Origin of the sequence: Sulfurospirillum sp. UCH001 (assembly GCF_001548035.1) — a bacterium.
Classification (GTDB): domain Bacteria; phylum Campylobacterota; class Campylobacteria; order Campylobacterales; family Sulfurospirillaceae; genus Sulfurospirillum.
On sequence record NZ_AP014723.1, the window covers coordinates 1,173,591 to 1,187,919 of the forward strand.

The window sequence follows — 14,329 nt, forward strand, 5'->3', positions numbered from 1 at the left end:
ATAAAAGATAATGTATTTGTTTCAAAAAGTGGTAAATGCGATAAATAGGGAACTTGAACCAAATTGAGACTAAGCTAAAAAATGTTTTTTAGGGCGTATATTTTAAGGTTTGAGAAGATAATCATTTTATGCACGGAACGTTTCTTGTATAGACGTAATTGAAGGTTGTTTTTAAAGCACATCAATTTTATGTGAGGTACACAATGCGTTTTACTCATGCTACGCCTGAAGCAACGTATGGTTTTGCTAAACGTTTCGCGCACTATAAGGATTTTTACACAAAATATGATGGGCTTATTTTTTCTAAACTTGGTTTTGGAACGTTTAAAAAAGAGCCTTACAAAGAGGAAAATTATACATTTGATTATAAAGATGCCCTAAAAACAGCCATTCGAGGTGGTATCAATGTCATTGACACGGCGATTAACTACCGTTACCAACAAAGTGAACGTGAAATTGGCGAAGTTCTAAAAGAGTTGATACACAGTGGTGAAATCAAAAGAGAAGAGCTGATTATTTGTTCAAAAGGTGGGTTTATCCCCTTAGATTTTCCTTTTCCAGAAAATCCCTATGAGTGGATAAATGAGCATATCATTCAAAAAGGTTTAGCAACTTCTATGGATATTGAGCTCGATCAACACTGTATGACACCGGCTTTTTTGAAAGCCTCTTTAGATCGCTCTCTTGCAAACTTACAGGTAGAGTGTTTAGATGTCTATTTTTTACATAATCCAGAAACCCAACTAACACGTATAGGATATAGACAGTTTCTGATAGATTTAGAAGCTATTTTTACTGTGTTTGAAAAGAGTGTGAGCGAAGGCAAAATCAAATCATATGGTATCGCGGTATGGAATGCTTTTATCTATGATGAAAACAATAGCGAGTACATTAACCTCGAAGACGTTTATGATGTTGCACAAAAAGTAGGTGGTGCAAACCATCATTTCAAATACATACAGATACCTTTTAATCTTGCCAAAACACATGCATACAGTGTCGCAAACCAAAAAATGTCTGATGACAACTACTACACGCTTTTACAAGTTGCCTATAAATTGGGGATTGGCGTAATGAGTAGCTCTTCATTGTTGCAGATGCATCTTTTCAAAAAACCATTTAAGCCTGAAATTGGGTATTTGCTTGATTCTAAAATGGAACTGCAAAGCGACATACAGCTAGCTTTGCAGTTTGTACGCTCAACCAGAGGGATCGTAACATCGCTCTTTAGCACATGCTCAAGTGAGCACGTCAGCAGTAATCTTAGCATCGCTTCTGTGAATGCGACCAATACAACCAAATACAATCTTCTTTATAAAGTGGAGCGATAACATGACATACGACGTAATAGTCATTGGCTCAGGCATTGCAGGTCTTATGGCCGCGATTGAAGCAAAGAGCGAAACCAACAGTGTTGCCATCATCACGAAAAGCAACATCTTTAAATCCAATAGTGCGGTAGCCAGTGGCGGTATCAATGCTGTTTTAGATGAAAATGATGAGGCAGAGATTCAAAAGCATTGTGATGACACCATGAAAAGCTCTAAAGACTTAGGGGATAAAAAAGCCATTAGCTATCTATGCCATCAAGCACCATGTATTATAAAAAAGCTTGTTGAATACGGTGTTGAATTTGACCGTGATGAACATGGCACGATACTGCAAAGAAGCTTTGGCGGTGGAAGTTCTAAACGTACCTGTTTTGTAGGCGACAGTACGGGCTCAGCCATTACTCAAGTGTTAATTAAAAAAGCCAAATTAGTGGGTGTTGAATTTTTGGTGAATCATTTTGTGATGGATATTACCAAAATAGAAGAGTATGTAAGTGGTGTGGTCGCACTTAAAAAAAGTGACTCAACAGTTACGGTGTATCCTGCCAAAGCGGTGGTGTTTGCTGGTGGTGGATATGCTGGGATTTATCGAGGGTTTAGCACGAACGCTCAAGATTGTACGGGAGATCTTTTAAGTGTGGCACTCAGAGCTGGAATGAGCCTCAAAGATATGGAGTTTGTTCAGTTCCATCCAACAGGATTTGCTAAGACAAGTTACTTGGTTTCCGAAGCCGCTCGTGGTGAAGGAGGGCATCTTGTTAACTCTAATGGTGAGCGTTTTGTCGATGAACTAGGCACTCGCGATGTGCTTGCACGAGCCATTTTTGAGCAGATGAGAGCTGGGAAAAAAGTCTATCTTGATATGCGGCACATCTCAAAAGAGATACTAGAAACACGCGTCCCCTCTTTGTATAAAAATGCGTACAATCAAGTAGGCATAGACCTTTCCACCGAGCTTTTAGAGATTAAGCCTGTAGCACATTACAGTATGGGTGGTATTGCTTCATCGATGACATCAAGTGAACTAAAAGGACTTTTTATTTGCGGCGAAAGTGCTGCCCTTGGAGTACATGGAGCAAATCGTCTTGGTGGAAACTCTCTTTTAGAAGGAGCTGTTTTTGGTGAACTTGCAGGGAAAAAAGCAAAAGAGTATGCCTTCAATAAAGAATTTCTACCAATTGACTATAGCGTAGTGATCAAAAATATGGATTTAGTGCAGCGCATTTTTGATGGAGATTGTACGAAAAACTTTAATGCCATGCGTATCTCTGTCGGAAAAATCATGTTTGATAAAGCAGGTATTTTTCGTAATGAAGTCTCTTTACAAGAAGCCTTTGACTATATGAAATACCTCCGCTTAGAGTCAAATACCTTGCACTGTATCGATAAAGGAAAGCACAATAATGTGGAATTAATCTCTATTCTAGAGCTACGCAATGCACTAGAGCTTAGTGAAGCCATCATCCTCTCTGCGATGAAACGGTGTGAAAGTAGGGGTGCGCATTATAGAGAGGATTTTCCTTTTATACTTAAAGAAGGAAATGCGCATGTTCTCATCAAAGAGCTACAAAAAGGCTTCTTTAAAGTCCACTATGAAGAGAGTGGTTTAACAAAGTGGCTCAAAAAAATCTTAACATAAGGAAACAGCATGGCAAAAGTAATGCTCAGAGAAGAAGGTGGAGAGACCTGTTTTTATATCGCGAAAAAAGATATGGAAGAAACTATCGTCAAAATGGAATTTGAAAGTGACGCGATGTGGGGTGGAGAAGTGGAGTTAAGTAACGGAGAAATATGGTGGATACAACCTGGTCCTAAAAAACTTCCTAAAGAAGAAGTCTGCAAAAAGTTGTCTGATTAAAATATAAACATAAAAATTGAACATTAATTGTTCATCTTTAACTATAATATTTTAAACAGAAGAAGGAGTGAAAATGGTTGCGTTTGATGCTAAGTGTGGGGACTGCCTTACCACCAGAGAACTGATGACACTCTATGAAACAGCAACAGTGGTCTCAAACTCCTTGGATTTGGTTGCTTCTCTTGAAAAAGCTCTGTTGATTTTAAAAAATCGTTTACACTTGGAAAAATGTGTCATTCATACGTTAAACGATGAAAATCTTTTAACGGTTTATGCCTGTATTGATTTTAGCAAGCATCAAAAAGAGCTTGCAACGTATAAATTAGGCGAGGGTGCGACAGGCTTCGCAGCGGAGAGTAAAGAGCCAGTTGTCATTGAAAATTTACATAACGATATGCTTTTTCTTAATAAATCAGGCAATCGTGACCAAAATGCCATCTCTTACATCGCTGTACCTATGCTGGTCGATCAAGAAGTGATTGGCGTTTTGGGTGCGAGCATCACCAAAACAACAGCGATTGATTTTGAAAGTACGATTCGTGTTCTGACCATTTTAAGCTCTATTTTTGCGCAATCTATAAGATCGCACGACATTAATCTCAAAGAAAAAGAGCGCTTAAAAGAGCTGAAGCTTTACTACAAAATGGAATGGGACTCAAAAGTTCACAATTTCGGTGATATCATCGGTGAAAGCCCTAAAATGAAGCAAGTCTATAATGTGGTTGAGCGTATTGCGGAGAGTAATGTTACGGTTCTCGTTCGAGGCGAAACAGGCACAGGAAAAGAGCTAGTCGCAGCAGCCATTCATAAACGTTCCAAACGCAAGGATGAGCCCTTTGTCAAACTCAACTGTGCAGCAATTACCGATACGCTTATAGAGAGTGAGCTTTTTGGGCATGAAAAAGGGGCGTTTACCGATGCAAAAGAGGCACGAAAAGGTCGTTTTGAACTAGCCGATGGCGGAACACTCTTTTTAGATGAGATTGGCGATATTTCGGCCTCTGCACAAGTGAAACTGCTTCGTGTCTTACAAGAACGAGAGTTTGAGCGCGTGGGAGGGAGTAAGACCATCAAAGTCAATGTTCGCTTGGTAGCAGCAACCAACCGAAATCTTGAAGAAATGGTGAAAAATGGGACATTTAGAGAAGATTTGTATTATAGGCTCAATGTCATTCCTATAGATTTACCACCGCTTCGTGAACGTGGAAATGATATAGCGCTTTTGGTGAATTTCTTTTTGCAAAAATCGATGAGTAACCATAAAAAACGGGTGATTATCACGGATGAAGCGATGGAAATACTCTGTCAATACACATGGCCTGGAAATGTGCGTGAGCTTGAAAACACCGTGGAACGCATTGTTCTCATGGGAAGTGAAGATGGTATCAGTGCGGATGAGATGTTACTACTGCTTCCAGCCTTTAATCAAAAATTAATGTGCCAACGAAGGATTATGAGTGAAGAAGAGTGATTTAGAAGCACACATTAAAAGTGGCAATGTAGTTCCTTTCCTTGGAATGGGCGTTTTTAAAGAGACAAAAACAGACGATGGTGATCAGATCCCATTTGACAGTGACTCTATGATCCTAAGCCTTAATGGTGGACGTGCGATGTCGCCACGATTGATGTATGAGTACTCTCGTGCCGCGATGAGTTTGGAACAGCGAAAAGGTCGTGCTTTTATCGAGCAGATGACACATCATATTTTCACGCACAAGCCTTATCCTATGCCAGAAGCATATCAATGGCTTCAAACATTAATGCCCCAATATGTCGTTGATCTTAATTTGGATGATTCGCTTTTGAAACTTTATGCCGATGTCAATCACTTTTTAATTACAGGGGTCAGTCGCATTATGGCAGGGTATGATCGCTTTATTGTCTATGCGTATACGGCAAGCACAAAAGAGTATCACCCTGTTGAAAAAGAGATGCTTAACCCTTTGCTTCCCATTTTGTTTAAACCATTAGGGTGCACAGTGCCTGATAAAAATTTTATTATCTCTGATGCAGACTTTGTAGATTGGTTGACTGAAGCTATGGGTGGTTATGCATTGCCTCCTTTTCTAAAGACCTATAAAAACAGTAAAAGTTACCTTTTTTTAGGCATTGATTTTAACAGAGATACATATCGTATGGTTGCCAATGAGATCACTTTAGGGCTTGAGGGAGGATATTTGGTCAACGATAAAGAAAAAGTAAGTAAAAAAGAGGAAAAGTTTCTAAACTCTCATAGTATCGAAAAGTTAGATACTACATTAGAAGCGTTTTTAAGGGGTGAGTAACACCCCTTAAGTGTGTTACTCTTCGATAGCAACTTCTACAGGATCGCTTTCCCAAATACCATGTTTTGTACAGTAGCTTTGTGCAACAAGTGTAAGTTTTTTACCACTTGGAACAATGGTAAATGTTACTTCTGCTTGTCCTTTTTTATCTTGTCCACCAAGTGTTCCAGAAACAAAATCAGCACGTGCTAAAAGAACATCTCCATTGTACAGTTGGACGTTTGCAATGTAGTGATCAAAATCATCTGGATGTGTATAAGCATTACCAACTTTTACAGTAACTTTAAAGGGTGCATATTGTTTTGCAACTTTCTCACAGGTGATAAACGGAGAGTGTCTATCGATATAATCTTTACGTGCTTCTCTTTCAACAGTGTCAATATCAACATAACGATTGATTTTTGGCATTTAGAACTCCTTTTGAATATTAAGTTTTGAAATGATATTAAATTCTCACACAAATGTCTCTTAAGAAAGAGAGAGAATATGTCTTATTTAGATTGATTTAAGGAGTAGCGGTAAACTACTCCTAGAAAGATGTTTTATATAAGGGAAATAGCCACTTTGTGTTGATCGAGTCCAATAGCTTTTTTACTGGTCTCGCCAAAGGCTAAGAGAAGAAGTTCTGCAAGGCTTAGGACACTTAATCCAATTTCTCTTCCAGAAATTTTCTCAAGCTCTTTTTGGTAAAAGTCGAACATAATAAAGCTTCTTGCATCACACACGAGCACAAAATCAGCGGCGTTGTCAAACATATCTAGCATTGCTTTTGCAGCTAGTTTTTTTGCAAGCGAAGAGGAAGCATCATAGACTTCAAAGCCATCGCTCTCATGGCTACTTTCATGCTTGACGCATTTAAGTTGTACAGAATCAAGTAAGCGTGTTACAAGTTCTTCTTTGCGGTATTTTCTAGCTCTGCATGCATTCGAGCCAAAGAAAAGAGCTGCTTGGAAATTTCCAAATGGATGTTTCACTAAACTTGTTAGTTTTTCAGTATCCATTTCCTCTAAAAGAAGTTGTTCTAAAGAGATCACTTGAGTGTCTAAATTAAGAGAAAGGTTATGTTTTTCCAAACGTCCAGCAATTTCAAATTTGAGATTTGCATCGTTGATGAGCATATCTTTGGTTTGCGCATGACTGATAAAAGAGCTTTGCTCAAAACAGAGAATATCACGTTTTTGGTCAGCTGCAAGGGTAAGATTGTACGCATAATGCTCTAGAAATTTTAGTTTATCTAAGCCCATAAATTCGCTTCCAAGATCTGCTTTCGCCCCTTTGAAAGAGGGTGCGTCAATGCCTAAAAGTTCAATGAGTTTTCGAGCAGCAGTTATCATTGGAGCTGTTTTTTCACGCTGGATCAGCGTATCAAAAAGAAAATAATTTTTCATGGCTTCTCCTTACAAAAGTTCGATGTGATGTGAAAATTTTTCAACAAGTGTGTTTGGATAAGGTTTTAGTTTCATCACTTCATTTTTAAGTTCAGTGATTTTCTTTTCTACATCCGCACCACAAGGGTAAATTTTCTTACACAACTTCACATGTAAAAAGATGCCAGTGTGTTCATTGGCAACAACTTCAAGGATCTCACGTTTACGTTCAGGATGTTTATGAATCATGTCATACGCAAAAGCAAACAGGGCGTCACCTTGGAAACCTTCATGCAAATCAAGAACGCTTGAAGCATAATGATAAATCATATAGTGCTCAAACAATGGTCTGTCTTTACCATCAACATAAGCGTCCAAAAGATCAAAACGCTCATAAAAATCGTCTGTATTGATGATCATATCTTTTGTTGCACGTTTAGTGCTTAATGGCTCTAATGTAAGTGAGTTACCAAAAGAGTTAATGATACCATCTAATGAAACATTGCTAAAAAGCGCTTTACCATTGATTTTTAAAGCAGCAAGGTCACCTTTTGGATAATCAAAACTGCCATCTTCTGTTTTTATTTTGGCTAAAAGATCATTAACACTAAGACTACGATCAATCGTAATAAAATGTTTTTTATAGTAGGGCAAAAAATCCGTTTTAGCGTCAAAACGAAAGACGCTGAGGGCGAGTTTACACTCCATAACTTAGGGCTCCTTTTAGATGTGTTACTTGATTCTAGCGCAAGATTACTTGTAAGATTCTGTTACTTAAAAGTTAACTATAACACGTATTGAGCTAAGTGTGTTCAATGTTACATTTTTGTGATGATAGAGCCTAATGGCTTCTTAATGCACAACATCATACAATAAGAAATTCCTATACGAAGTTTAAGAGCGGAGTAACATGTCAAAAGAGGCGTTTTTTATCTCTGGATTTTCGAGTAAACATATTGGCGATGATGGGGCTATTATAAACAATAATCAGGTCTATTCTAAAGACCTTTTTTGTGAAGATATACACTTCAAACGCTCATGGATGCGCTTATCGCAAATTGCTGAAAAAAGTATGTTGGTCAATATCTCTGATGCGATTGCAATGAATGCAAAACCTAAATGGGCGATGATTGGTGTAGTTATTCCTAAGCATTTCAGTTATGCAGAATTGCAAGAACTTTCCGCAAGTTTTCAAAATACAGCTAAGCAGTATGGCATGGAAATTATTGGAGGCGATACAACCGCTGGTGAAAAGTTAATGATTTCTATCAGTGTTATCTCTGAACTTCAAGGCAAAGCGCTGTATCGTAAAAATGCAAAAGTGGGTGATTTGGTAGCATTTACAGGTCAACTGGGTGCGTCATATAAAGAACTCACTCGGTTGTTACGTGGAGGAAGCATCAGTAAACAGTCACGTTTTATGAAACCTGAGCTAAAAGCTGATTTTGTGTATAAGGCATCGAAACATTTACATGCTGCTATGGATATTTCAGATGGACTATCCAAAGATCTCTCGAGACTTCTTAAGGCAAGTGGTAATGTAGGCTTAAACGTCAAGCATCCTATGTCTAAACGCATACTGTGCAGTGGTGAAGAATATGAGATGCTCTTTAGTTTTGATGCCCGAAAAAAAGGCATTATTAAACGTATTGCCAAACAGACACGTACCAAAATCACGATCGTAGGAAAAATAGCACGCAAACGTTATGTGTGCCATTGTAAAGAACACCATTTTTGATTTTTACACGCTTTGCAAGCCAAGCTTGAAAGCTACGTAAAGCTAGCCTCTGTGAGGCAGAAACATTTGAAGGACAGTTATGATTAGACAATTTTTTCTCACCCATTCGCCTATTAGTGCGATGTTTACCAAAAATAGCAGTGATTTCGTAGTCAATGAAATTCCTCTTTATCCTTTTAGTGGTGAGGGTGAGCATTTGGTGGTGCATGTGCGCAAAAAAGACCTTACCACATGGGATATGTTGCAGTATTTAAGTGAAGTAACAGGGTGTAAAGTACGTGATTTTGGCTATGCAGGTTTGAAAGACAAAGATGGTATGACCACACAATACATTTCGCTTCATAAAAGTTACGAGCCAAAACTAGCAAACTTTACACACGATAAAATCAAAATTTTAGATAAAACGTACCATAACAATAAAATCCGAACAGGGCATCTTAAAGGTAACCGTTTCTTTGTTCGCCTCAAAAAAGTCAATCCTATTGATGCTAGAAAACTCCAAGATGGACTTAAAAAAATTGCAAAAGAGGGTTTTCCAAACTTCTTTGGGTACCAGCGTTTTGGCATTGATGGCGATAACTACCTTAAAGGAAAAGCGATTTTAGAGGGTAAGCGCAAAGAGAGAAATCCTAAAATGAAAGAGTTTTTCATCAATGCGTATCAAAGTTACCTTTTCAATAATTGGCTCTCAAAACGTATCGAAATTAGCCGTTTACTTGAAGAGTTTAATCTCTCCGATGCAACACGAGCAACGAATTTACCAAAAGAGATGGTAGAGAGTCTCAAAAAACAACCGCAATTTTTTAAACTCATGCATGGCGATGTTTTACATCATTATCCAGCAGGTAAAGCCTTTGTGTGCGAAAATGTGGAAGAGGAATTACCACGCTTTTTAGAGCGGGGTATTACTATCGCAGGCTGGCTTGTGGGTGGTAAAAACATTAGAGCTGAGTACGAAGCGGGTGTTATAGAGCAAGAAATGTTTAAAGAGAGTGAGCCTTTTTTAGACAAAATTAACGGTTCAAGACGCTTTGCATGGAGCTTTGCAGAGGATGTTGAAGGCGTTTACAAAGAAGAAGAAGCATGGTTTGAAATGCATTTTTCATTGCCTAAAGGCTCCTATGCAACCGTCATTATAGAAGAGCTAATAAAAGTTTCGCTATAATCTATCCTTCAAAAGGTACAGTAGGTGATTGCTTGAGCATTTTGCTTAAGAGGAAAGTCCGGGCTGCATGTGAGACATGGTTCCGTCTAACGGACGGCTAGGGTAACCTAAGGGATTAGTGCAACAGAGAGTAAACTACCTAGAATTTTCTAGGAAAAGGTGAAACGGTGGGGTAAGAGCCCACCAGTGCTTTGAGTAATTAAAGCAGCTATGTAAACCCAACCTGCAGCAAGAAGGGATGGTTTTGGTCTCACACACGATAAACCCTTCGCTAGAGGTCTATCGTAAGATAGATCGTAGATAAATAATCACCCACGACAGAACCCGGCTTATCGCTGTACCTTTTGTCAACAAAGCCTAAAAAAGGATGTTATTGGAAAATCTTATCTTTTTAGCGCATGTTGTGCTTTTGATGGTTCTTTCTCCTATCATTTCTAGAATCTTTCGTCTTCCAACTCCCGTTGTTGAGATTTTACTTGGCTCGCTAGCCGTTTGGCTAGGCATTTTGCACGTGGGCAATGAAGTGTTTAAAAACCTCGCAAAAATTGGGTTTTTCTATTTGATGTTTCTTGCAGGTCTTGAGATAGATATTCAACGTTTTTTACACTATCGTGATCGTTTTTTAAAAAAAGCAATTTTATATTTCATCTGTTTATACAGTATTTCCGTCATTCTTTACATCGTTTTTGGGCTTTCACCTGTATACATTGTTGCAATTCCTATTGTTTCCTTAGGAATGATTATGGCGCTTATTAATCAGCATGGACGTGAACATAAATGGTTAGAACTCTCTTTAATCATTGGTGTTATTGGAGAGCTGATTAGTATTGGTGCGCTGGTTATTTTCGATGGAGCTATTACCCATGGCTTAGGATGGCACTTTGCTAAAAGTATTTTGATGCTTATTGCGGTTCTTTTTTCCTCTTATTTTCTCTATCGTTTACTCAAAATTATCTTTTGGTGGTATCCAAACCTAAAACGTATCATCATGCCACATAATGATACGATGCACCAAAGTTTACGCTTTAGTATGGCACTCTTTTTTGTACTCATTGCTACAATGCAATGGCTTGAAATCGATATGGTTTTGGGTGCGTTTATCGCGGGTATATTTATCTCTAACTTTTTTGCGCATAAAAAAGAACTTCCACACCAACTTTCCATGTTTGGTTTTGGCTTTTTAGTACCACTCTTTTTCATTTTTGTAGGCACAACACTTGATCTCAATTTGGTTTTTACTACACATATTTTAACTCATGCACTGTGGATTGTTATTGCTATGGTGGGTGCTCGTATGGCAAGCTCTTTTGCTGCGTATTATAGTTATTTGGGCTTGCGCAGTACGGTTTTATTTAGCCTTGGTGATTCCATGCCTCTTACGTTTTTAGTAGCCATTGCGACAATTGCAGTAAAAAATGGAGCTATTGGTGATGAGGAGTATGCTTCATTCATTGTGGCAGCTTTGATGGAAGGTATTGTTATTATGACATTGATTCAAATCTTGATGTATCTTTTTCAACGCTTCGATAGGAAAAATGAAGAAAAATTATAGCTAAGGGAGTACAATGGACTTGCATAAAAAGTTGAGTGTGTTTCACTATTTTCATAGCATAGCTCTCATTTTACTCTTAACATTTGCAGCTACATTTGGTGCACTTAGCTTTTACAATGCCAAAGCAAAATATGAAAAAGAATCTGTACAGCTTCAAGAGGCGTATCTAGAGTCTAAGAAAAAGATATTGATCACGGAAGTAGATCGTTTTGTTCAACAGATTGAAGAAAAACGCCGAGACTCCTACGCAAAGACTCAACAGCTTGTTAAATCACGTGTTTATGAAGCACATGATGTTGCAAGTAAACTCTATGAAAAATATAAAAAAACCCACACTGACGCTCAAATCAAATCGATAATTATTGAGACCTTACGCTTATTACGCTATGAAGACAACAAGGGATATTATTTTATTACCGATCTAAATGGTATCGAAGTTCTTTTTTCTGACCGCCCAGAAATGGAAGGTAAAAATATGCTTGAGCTTGTTAACAGTGAAGGTCGATGTGTTGTTAAAGGTATGTTGGATATTGTGCATTCTATCAAAGAGGGGTACTATGACTATACATGGAGTAAACCTTTTGAAACTAAAGATACGTTCAAAAAAATAGCCTATGTGAAAGTGTTTGAACCTTTGGGGTGGATGATAGGTACAGGATTTTACCTTGATGACATGGAATCAAAGCTCAAAGAAGACATTCTAAACGATGACAAACATCTCATTCTCGATAAAGAGAGTGGAAATTACCTATTTATTGGAACGTATGAAGGTCTATCTCTTACTTATCCTGCTAAAAATAAAAATATGTACGCGATGCAAGATAGCTATGGTAAATTAATTGTGCAAGAGCTCATTGAGAAGGCTAAGAGAGGTGGTGGCTTTGTTGAATATGTTATGCCTCCGCTAAAAGGACAACGTCCCCTTTTAAAAATGAGTTATGTTCAGGCGATTGAGGATTGGCAGTGGTATATTGGTGCAGGTATTTATATTGATGATCTCAACCATGAGCTCCAAGAGCTTAAAAGAACGATTCAAGAAGAGTTAAAACGAACATTGTATTCGATAGCGTTTTGGATGTTCCTCTTTACCCTTTTTATTGGTGGGCTTTATTTGCTCATTAGCCGTAAAATTCGTAAAGATTTTGAGATTTTCATTGAGTTTTTTGATTCTTTGGTTACAAAAGATCAGATGATTGATATTTCAAAAGTAAAGTTTAAAGAGTTTGAAGAGCTTGCAAATCATGCAAACGCAATGCTTAAAGCAAAAATTTTTAGCAATAAACATTTAGAACAGTACAAAAAAATTGTTTCTAGTTCAGATGATTTCTTAGCTCTGATTGATCGAAATTATACATATTTAGCGATTAGTGAGGCGTATCAGAAATTTTTCAATAAAGAAAAAGAAGAGATATTGGGACATACCATGCCTGAGCTGTATGGTGCGCAATATTTTGTTGAGAATCTAAAACATTTAAGTGATCGCGTTCTTGCAGGCGAAACATTTGAGCATGAATTTTGGTCGTATTCTGCTCTTGGAAAGCGTTTTTTACACACGAAGTATTTTCCGTACTATGAAAAGGAAGATGACCCTTTGCCTATGGCGTATGTGGTTTCTGCCCGCGACAATACTGAAAAAAAAGCTAATGAAGACCGTTTAATTGCTTCTGAAAAAGAGTTAGAGTACCTAGCGCATAATGATGCTCTCACAGGACTTCCAAATCGTCTTTTACTGACAGATCGTATCTCTCATGCCATTGAGAACAGTAAACGTCAAGGCGGCATGATTGCGGTTTGTTTTATTGATTTGGACAACTTTAAAAAGGTCAATGACAGTTACGGGCACTCGTATGGTGATGAGATATTGAAACAATTTGCACTTCGTGTGCAAAGTAAAATTCGACATTGCGATACGCTCTCTCGTATTGGCGGTGATGAGTTTATTTTGTTAGTTGAAAATATCAAAGAAAAACATGAAATTGAAATTATTCTTGCAAAAATTCAAACTATTTTTGAAGAACCATTTATCAATAAAGCTCAGAAATTTTTCCTATCCGCCAGCATTGGAGTAAGTGTGTATCCAGATCATGGTACGGATGGTGAGATGCTCATTAAAAATGCAGATACCGCAATGTATAAAGCCAAAGAAGCAGGGAAAAATACGTATGCATTTTATACACTCGATATGACGGTGGCTTCTTATGAACGTGTCGGTATGGAAAATGCCCTTAGAGAGGCAATCAAAGAGAAACAATTTGTAGTTTATTATCAGCCACAGATAGATCTTAGGACACGTAAGTTGATTGGACTTGAAGCCCTTTTACGATGGAATCACCCTTTAGAAGGTATATTGCCACCAGGCAGATTTATCGCTTTTACAGAAGAGACCCATTTGATTGTTGAAATTGGAGCATGGATACTGAAACAAACGTGTATCGATCTTGTAGGATTACGTAAAGAAGGGTTGTTTGAGGGTACCGTTTCGATCAATATTTCAGGTGTACAAATTGAATATAGTGATTTTCTCACTACTTTAAAAGAGACGATTGCTGAGACAAAAGTTGATCCATCGATGCTGGAAATGGAAGTAACAGAGTCATTTATTATGCATGATCCTGAAAGGTGGATTGCACTTTTAAAAGAGATGCAAAATTTAGGGATGAATATTGCCATTGATGATTTTGGAACAGGGTACTCTTCTTTGAGTTATTTACGTAAATTGCCTATTAATAAACTCAAAATAGATATGTCTTTTGTCAAAGATATTCCTAAACTTGAAGACGCATGTGCTATTGTTAACTCTATCATTACGTTAGCTCAAACGATGAAAATTACCACTTTAGCAGAAGGTATTGAACACCAAGAACAAGAGACATATTTGTTTGAGAATGGGTGTGAGCAAGGGCAAGGATATCTCTATGCTAAACCGATGAGTCTTAGAGACCTCAGAATTTGGATTAAAAAACAGTAAAATAATGTTATATTTCGCATACAAAAGTTAAAAGAGTTCCTAATTTTGAACTAATCGTTAATATG

The 14,329-nt window shown here is 37.7% G+C and carries 12 protein-coding genes and 1 other RNA gene; 10 read left to right on the plus strand and 3 right to left on the minus strand.

The genetic code is table 11. From position 1 onward, the window contains the following. Window positions 1-203 precede the first annotated feature (203 nt). The 5 genes from UCH001_RS05900 to UCH001_RS05920 all read left to right on the plus strand — a co-directional run bounded on the left by UCH001_RS05900 (window position 204) and on the right by UCH001_RS05920 (window position 5,474). Window positions 204-1,331 carry an aldo/keto reductase gene (locus UCH001_RS05900; protein WP_067175577.1) on the plus strand — a complete coding sequence of 376 codons (1,128 nt, stop codon included), beginning with the start codon at window positions 204-206 and terminating at the stop codon, window positions 1,329-1,331. 1 nt (window position 1,332) lies between these two features. Then, window positions 1,333-2,970, plus strand: coding sequence for an L-aspartate oxidase (locus UCH001_RS05905; protein WP_067175581.1), 1,638 nt, complete (start codon window positions 1,333-1,335; stop codon window positions 2,968-2,970). Between the two features lie 9 nt (window positions 2,971-2,979). After that, window positions 2,980-3,189 (plus strand): putative nitrogen fixation protein NifT, encoded by a 210-nt coding sequence (gene nifT / locus UCH001_RS05910; RefSeq protein ID WP_067175585.1) that lies wholly within the window; start codon window positions 2,980-2,982, stop codon window positions 3,187-3,189. Window positions 3,190-3,262: 73 nt separating this feature from the next. Beyond that, window positions 3,263-4,660, plus strand: a complete 1,398-nt coding sequence (locus tag UCH001_RS05915) for a sigma 54-interacting transcriptional regulator (protein WP_067175588.1) — start codon at window positions 3,263-3,265, stop codon at window positions 4,658-4,660. Further along, window positions 4,647-5,474: an SIR2 family protein gene (locus UCH001_RS05920; RefSeq protein WP_082705681.1), complete on the plus strand. Its 828-nt coding sequence runs from the start codon at window positions 4,647-4,649 to the stop codon at window positions 5,472-5,474. The genes UCH001_RS05915 and UCH001_RS05920 overlap by 14 nt, the downstream gene beginning before the upstream one ends. Before the next feature lie 15 nt (window positions 5,475-5,489). Here UCH001_RS05920 and UCH001_RS05925 read toward each other — a convergent pair whose 3' ends face one another. From UCH001_RS05925 to UCH001_RS05935, 3 genes are all read right to left on the minus strand, one after another. Further along, the gene (locus UCH001_RS05925) at window positions 5,490-5,882 is read right to left on the minus strand and encodes a class II SORL domain-containing protein (protein ID WP_067175591.1); all 393 of its coding nucleotides are present in this window, start codon (window positions 5,880-5,882) and stop codon (window positions 5,490-5,492) included. A gap of 134 nt (window positions 5,883-6,016) precedes the next feature. Beyond that, complete coding sequence (locus tag UCH001_RS05930; RefSeq protein ID WP_067175593.1) at window positions 6,017-6,862, minus strand: heterodisulfide reductase; 846 nt, start codon at window positions 6,860-6,862, stop codon at window positions 6,017-6,019. A 9-nt stretch (window positions 6,863-6,871) separates the two neighbouring features. Continuing rightward, window positions 6,872-7,549: a DUF5644 domain-containing protein gene (locus tag UCH001_RS05935; RefSeq protein ID WP_067175597.1), complete on the minus strand. Its 678-nt coding sequence runs from the start codon at window positions 7,547-7,549 to the stop codon at window positions 6,872-6,874. A 202-nt stretch (window positions 7,550-7,751) separates the two neighbouring features. Between UCH001_RS05935 and UCH001_RS05940 the strand changes: the two genes are divergently transcribed. The 5 genes from UCH001_RS05940 (at window position 7,752) to UCH001_RS05960 (ending at window position 14,264) form a co-directional block, all read left to right on the plus strand. Continuing rightward, window positions 7,752-8,579, plus strand: a complete 828-nt coding sequence (locus UCH001_RS05940; protein WP_067175600.1) for a thiamine-phosphate kinase — start codon at window positions 7,752-7,754, stop codon at window positions 8,577-8,579. Between the two features lie 79 nt (window positions 8,580-8,658). Further along, the gene (gene truD, locus UCH001_RS05945; protein ID WP_067175603.1) at window positions 8,659-9,744 is read left to right on the plus strand and encodes a tRNA pseudouridine(13) synthase TruD; all 1,086 of its coding nucleotides are present in this window, start codon (window positions 8,659-8,661) and stop codon (window positions 9,742-9,744) included. A 12-nt stretch (window positions 9,745-9,756) separates the two neighbouring features. Further along, an RNA gene (gene rnpB, locus UCH001_RS05950) (RNase P RNA component class A) lies at window positions 9,757-10,092 on the plus strand. 25 nt (window positions 10,093-10,117) lie between these two features. Beyond that, entirely contained in the window at window positions 10,118-11,296 is a 1,179-nt protein-coding gene (locus UCH001_RS05955) for a cation:proton antiporter (protein WP_067175605.1), read from the plus strand. 13 nt (window positions 11,297-11,309) lie between these two features. After that, on the plus strand, window positions 11,310-14,264 hold the full coding sequence (locus UCH001_RS05960) for a cache domain-containing protein (RefSeq protein WP_067175608.1): 2,955 nt from the start codon (window positions 11,310-11,312) through the stop codon (window positions 14,262-14,264). Window positions 14,265-14,329: the final 65 nt, after the last annotated feature.